Origin of the sequence: Acidaminobacter sp. (assembly GCF_030247605.1) — a bacterium.
Lineage (GTDB): Bacteria > Bacillota > Clostridia > Peptostreptococcales > Acidaminobacteraceae > Acidaminobacter.
In genome coordinates, this window is the sequence record NZ_JAOTSB010000056.1 from 1 (window position 1) to 4,959 (window position 4,959).

At 44.4% G+C, this 4,959-nt stretch carries 3 protein-coding genes; all 3 read left to right on the forward strand.

The genetic code is table 11. From position 1 onward, the window contains the following. Positions 1–1,039: 1,039 nt before the first annotated feature. The 3 genes from grdC to grdA all read left to right on the forward strand — a co-directional run bounded on the left by grdC (position 1,040) and on the right by grdA (position 4,330). On the forward strand, positions 1,040–2,581 hold the full coding sequence (gene grdC / locus OEL90_RS14915; RefSeq protein WP_300689880.1) for a glycine/sarcosine/betaine reductase complex component C subunit beta: 1,542 nt from the start codon (positions 1,040–1,042) through the stop codon (positions 2,579–2,581). Between the two features lie 12 nt (positions 2,582–2,593). Beyond that, positions 2,594–3,784 carry a glycine/sarcosine/betaine reductase complex component C subunit alpha gene (gene grdD / locus OEL90_RS14920; RefSeq protein ID WP_300689883.1) on the forward strand — a complete coding sequence of 397 codons (1,191 nt, stop codon included), beginning with the start codon at positions 2,594–2,596 and terminating at the stop codon, positions 3,782–3,784. Positions 3,785–3,853: 69 nt separating this feature from the next. Beyond that, positions 3,854–4,330 carry a glycine/sarcosine/betaine reductase complex selenoprotein A gene (gene grdA, locus OEL90_RS14925; RefSeq protein ID WP_300689885.1) on the forward strand — a complete coding sequence of 159 codons (477 nt, stop codon included), beginning with the start codon at positions 3,854–3,856 and terminating at the stop codon, positions 4,328–4,330. Positions 4,331–4,959: the final 629 nt, after the last annotated feature.

A 4,959-nucleotide genomic window follows, 5' to 3' on the forward strand; every position in this document is an offset into this window, starting at 1 on the left:
ATATATTAGATGTAATTTTTTTATTATTCAATATTGCTTATGGAACACTAAACAGTCAATATAATAAAATTATTAAATAGATTTAGATTCATACCATTTTAACTTCAAATGTATGGCCAGATTGATTGATTAAATGCTGTACTGCTTGTTTGGAAAATGATAAAAGCAGTGAAGTTTGATTCAATTGGTTAGAAACCGATAAAATCTTCAGAAATGATTCAATTTTGTTAAATGCTGCGATGTAATCAATACAGCAGATTTTCATTCTTTATCGATATGTTTGATAAACAGCGCAAGTTTCAATTATTAGGATGAGAATGAGAAAAAGCATAAAAAATCATTAAAACTATTATTATTGGCACAAAAATTGCAGTAGATATAACAAGATGTAGTTAAGATATCAATCTTAAGAAATGGTGATCTCAAGGTGACTGAAATTGAAATCTTTAACTTCTTCATATTAAAAGTATTGTACTTCACCACAGGTATGTAATCGAAGAAAATTAACTTTCTAGTTGAGCAGGAGCTGACTGGTAAAGGTTCTGTATTTGCGTGACTTATGACGTAGATTTCTTTGCGATTTAAAATTTTCTGAGATAATTGCTGTTCGTCTGCATTACTTATTCAAATAGTGATTTCATATTGACCATTTTTACACTTTTTTTCAACTTGTTTTGTATGTTCTATTTGCGAATAAGTTGTTGCCTAATGAGGGTCATAAGTGATCAAATATACCAATTTAAGGAGGAAGACATGTTAATGCTGGATAACGACAATTGTGCTTCGGGTAGATAGCTTTTTGCTTGTCAATTACTGAAATGACGGCAAGGTCAAATTCTGAAAACTAAATACAGCCAATACCAGAAGACTGGCAATTTCTCAGAAAGTGCTTATCCATCCGACCATTATGTTTTACGAAGTCGGACAAGAAGTTGACGAAGTGACGAAAAAAAGCTTCAAAACCTGATATTAATAGGGCTGTTAATCACCTCATATTAAGAAAGCTCATTAATAGAAGTATACCGACTGGAGGTGTAAAATGTCCTACGCAGTATTGAAAGCGGCCGGTTATGTGCTCGTGCACACGCCGGACATGATCATGCACAACGGTACGACTCAAACAGTTGAGAAAGCAATGAATCCTGATTCAGAATACCTCAAGAAAGTTCCAGACCATCTTCGTACTTTCGAGGAAGTGGTCAACTACGCGCCTAACCAGACGTATATTGGCAACCTCACGCCTGAAGCCCTTGGCAAGCTCGAAAAGCCTTGGGTCGGCGTTGACGTTCCAGGCAGCAGCCGCTTTGGCAAATTTGGCGAGATCATGCCGCAAATCGAATTTATTGCGATGCTCAAGATTTCCGACGTCTTTGACCTTGTCAAACTCGAGAAGTCCTTTACGGATCTGGCGAAGGCAGAATACGGCAAGAATGCTCTGACGACTCCGGAAGAGCTCGCTAGGCTTGGCGAAGGCGATTCCCTTGCCATGATCGAAGAGCTCGTGAGTGTCCACCATGCAGAGGCAATTTACCATGACGGCAAACTCGTCGGCTGCGTCAAGAAAGCCCATGATGTCGACGTCAACCTCAATGCTCATGTCATGTTTGAAAACCTCGTTGTTAAGGCATCCGGCATTCTCGCATTCAAACACTTGGTTGCTAAAAACAACATTGATCCACTCACCATTGATTATGTAATCGAGTGCTCTGAAGAAGCGTGTGGCGACATGAACCAACGCGGCGGCGGTAACTTCGCAAAATCCATTGCTGAGATGGGCGGCGCTGTCAACGCGACCGGTTCTGACCTCAGAGGCTTCTGCGCGGCACCAACTCACGCTCTGATTACAGCGGCTTCCCTCGTTAAAGCCGGCACTTATAAAAACGTCGTCATCGTCGCTGGCGGCGCAACTGCCAAGCTTGGCATGAACGGCAAAGACCATGTCAAGAAAGGCCTTCTAATTCTTGAGGACGTTCTCGGCGGATTTGCGCTCCTGATTTCTGAGAATGACGGTGTCAGCCCGGTTCTCAGAACGGATCTCGTCGGCAAGCACAACGTCGGCACAGGCTCTTCTCCACAGGCGGTTATCACGGCTTTGATCTCTATGCCGCTCGACAAAGGCAACCTCAAAGTGACGGATATTGATAAGTACTCCGTCGAAATGCAAAATCCTGATATCACGAAGCCTGCGGGTGCCGGTGATGTTCCGGAAGCCAACTACAAAATAATCGCAGCGATTGGCGTCAAGCGCGGTGAGCTTGAGCGCACACAGCTGGGCGAATTCGTTGAGAAGCACGGCATGAATGGCTGGGCACCTACACAGGGCCACATTCCATCCGGCGTGCCATATGCTGGTTTTGCCATTGATGATTTGACGACTGGCAGCTTAAACCGCGCGATGATCGTTGGCAAAGGCTCCCTGTTCCTCGGCCGTATGACAAACCTCTTTGACGGTGTTTCCATTGTCGTCGAGAGAAACAGCGGCGAGACTGCTTCTGAAGGCGCTTCCGTGTCCAAGGAAGAAATCAACACCATGATCGCAGAAGCCATGAGAGGTTTTGCCGCTCACTTGCTAAACGCGTAAGGAGGGGCTAATATGTCTGAGAACCTCGAAGTAAAAAAGATCCTGGGAAGTGCCTTCCTCGAAATCGCGGATGCCATTCAAACCGGTAAGTTCGGCAGCCGCGTTCGCGTGGGCCTGACTACCCTTGGCAGCGAGCATGGCGTGGATAACCTCGTCAAAGGCGCAGAACTTGCGGCTCGCGACGCGGACTATGATATTGTCCTGATTGGACCAAAGTGCGACACTTCCCTTGAAGTGATCGAAATCAATTCCGAAGACGAAATGCATGGGAAGATGGAAGAGCTTCTGGACAGCGGCTATATCCAGTCTTGTGTCACCATGCACTATACGTTCCCAATTGGCGTTTCAACGGTTGGCCGTGTGGTCACACCGGGAATAGGCCGTGAAATGTTCATAGCGACGACAACGGGAACGTCTGCGACCAACCGTACAGAAGCTATGCTGAAAAACGCCATTTATGGTGTGATCGCGGCAAAAGCAATGGGCATCCAAAAACCTTCAGTGGGCATTTTGAATGTCGACAACGCGCGTACGGTTGAGCGCGGACTCAAAGAACTGATCGCTGCAGGCTATGACCTCAGCTTTGGCGAGTCCGGCCGTTCAGACGGCGGCAACGTCATGCGCGGCAACGACCTGCTCATGGGCTCTGTCGACGTCATGGTCACAGATACCCTGACGGGCAACATCCTCATGAAGATGTTCTCTTCCTTTACTACCGGCGGAAGCTATGAAGCCACTGGCTTTGGCTATGGCCCTGGCATAGGCTTTGACTATGAGCGCGCGATCCTGATTCTCTCAAGAGCCTCCGGCGTACCGGTAGTCGCGAACGCGATCCGTTATGGTGCCATGCTCGCTAAGGGCAATCTGAAAGAAGTCGCTAAAGCGGAGTTCGCAAAAGTTCGCGCAGCGGGCTTTGACAAGATTGTTCAAGGACTAACCAAGGATACAAAAAAATCAGCTGCAGCGGAAGAAGAAACAGAAGTTAAAGCGCCTGCGAAAGAAGTCGTCACCGGCTCCGTTTCAGGCATTGACATCATGGACCTTGAAGATGCGGTCAAAGCGCTTTGGAAGCAGGGCGTCTATGCGGAAAGCGGCATGGGCTGCACCGGACCCATTGTCATGGTGGCTGAAGAGAAGCTTGAGCTCGCAATCAAATTGCTTGCGGAAGCGGGCTTCCTCGCAAAAGAAGCGGTGCCTTGTTAATTTATAATGGCAGTACTCCGGTGCGTATTAATTGTACCTCCGGTAAAAAATATTGAAAGGGTGTAAAGCATGGGTATTTTAGCTAATAAAAAAGTGATCATCATTGGCGACCGCGACGGTGTTCCGGGCCAAGCGATCGAAGAATGCGTCAAGACGAATAGCGAAGCGACCGTCGTCTATTCCGCAACAGAGTGTTTTGTCTGAACGGCTGCAGGGGCCATGGATTTGGAGAATCAGAACAGGGTTAAATCTTTAGCAGATGAGTACGGACATGAGAATGTCGTAGTTATCTTCGGCGCAGCAGAAGCAGAATCAGCTGGTCTTGCAGCTGAGACCGTCACCAATGGTGACCCAACGTTTGCAGGAAGCCTTGCAGGCGTAGCACTTGGACTTTCTGTCTACCATGCGGTAGAGCCAGAGTTCAAGGCTGACGTAGACGCAGATGTCTACGAAGATCAGATCGGCATGATGGAAATGGTCCTCAACGTGGACGACATCATTGCTGAGATGACAAACATGAGAACTTCTTACTGCAAATACCTCTAAGATCGCGCCGATAATTTAGAGATATTAAAGAACCAAAACGCTTTACCAAAACCCTGATTATCAACCCTGATAAAAACCCTGATTAACAACCAAATCCATGCAATTACACAGTTCGGTCGAACTGTAAACTAGGATTATAATACTCTAAAACTTGGATCTGGCTAACCATTATTAAGGTTAATTGTCAGATTCCAAGTGAGTATTAAGCATTTTGAAGCGAGATTATTAATAGTTCGACAATTCAGGATTATTAATCTAGTCTTTAATAAGACATAAACTAATGATATATCAACAAAATATAATTAAACTATAGTTTGATCAATTTACTAAAAATGTGGTATATCATACTACCAAATGTTCTATTAGGATTTATAAAAAAATATGTTAATTGAAAGTATGTCTAATTTCTATAAATTAAATCAATATTTTAGATATTTGCTTAAAAAATTTAGACGAATATCTTTCAAACCGCTATTCAATACACCCCCAATAGCGGGAATATCATTAAAATTTAAATGATAACTTCGATGAACCTATATTGTGAGTCGTTGGCATGTAAATTGCTATATATATTTTAAACAAGATGAAAGGAGTAATTTGATGACAACTAAATTGAATAATATCTGATG